The 882-nt window shown below is 66.0% G+C and carries 1 protein-coding gene and 1 pseudogene; both read right to left on the bottom strand.

All coding sequences use genetic code 11. The annotated features are described in order from the left end of the window. Nucleotides 1-540: pseudogene (locus tag EOA33_RS37115) on the bottom strand (cobaltochelatase subunit CobN); the annotation flags it as partial. A 17-nt stretch (nucleotides 541-557) separates the two neighbouring features. Next, a partial coding sequence (locus EOA33_RS37120; RefSeq protein ID WP_190234523.1) for a GTP-binding protein occupies nucleotides 558-882 on the bottom strand: 325 nt, incomplete at its 5' end.

Below are 882 nucleotides of genomic sequence, written 5' to 3' on the forward strand. Positions count from 1 at the left end.
ATAATACCCTGCCTTCGGCACTCTAACCGGCTCGGCCACCGCCGTGTCTGACCCAGCCAGCCGCGCCAGCCTCTTCACCAGCGCTGTCATATTGGCCGGGCCGCCTTCGCGGAAATAGCCGAGCAGGGCGTCCAGTTCGGCGCGTGGCAGGGTCGAGCCCTCGATCAGCCGGAGGTCCTCGTCGTGGCTTTCGCCGGGCAGCAGCGCCAGCTTGATGCCGCGTTCGCGCGCGACCGCGGCGAGCTGGTCGCAGCCGTAGCGCCACCAGTCATAGCCGCCGAGGATGCGGACCAGGATGACCTTGGCATGGCGGGCGACGCTGTCGATCCAGAGGTCGACCGACATCGGATGGCGGAGATCGCGCAACGCGGCGAGCCGCATTGAGGGCAATCGTTCCGCGTCGGCCTTCCATGCAGCCGCGAGCCCCGAGAGATCGCTGTCGGTGAAGGACAGCGCCACGACATCCGCAGGCGTCTGCCTGAGATCGACAGGCTCGGCGAGATCGTCGAGCGAGGCGGATGTGGTGGTGAGGATGTGCATGGCGGTTCGGGTTTGCCTCAGCCGGCGAGGATACGCTCGATCGCCGGGCGGTTCAGCCCCTTCAGGCCGATGACGACGAGGCGCGAGCGACGGTCGTCTTCGGCGGTCCAGGCGCGGTCGTAGTAGTGGTTGACGCGCGGCCCGACGGCCTGCAGCAAAAGCCGCATCGGCTTGCCGCCGACCTCGACGAAACCTTTTACGCGCAGCACGTTTTCCTCTTCGGCGGCGGCGGCGACGCGTTTTGCGAGCTCGTCCGGATTGGCGATCGATGGAATGTCGACAATGAAAGTGTCGAAGTCGTCATGTTCGTGGTCGAATGCGCCGTCATGATGGGATTTGCGA

This window comes from Mesorhizobium sp. M4A.F.Ca.ET.050.02.1.1 (assembly GCF_003997725.1).
GTDB lineage: Bacteria > Pseudomonadota > Alphaproteobacteria > Rhizobiales > Rhizobiaceae > Mesorhizobium.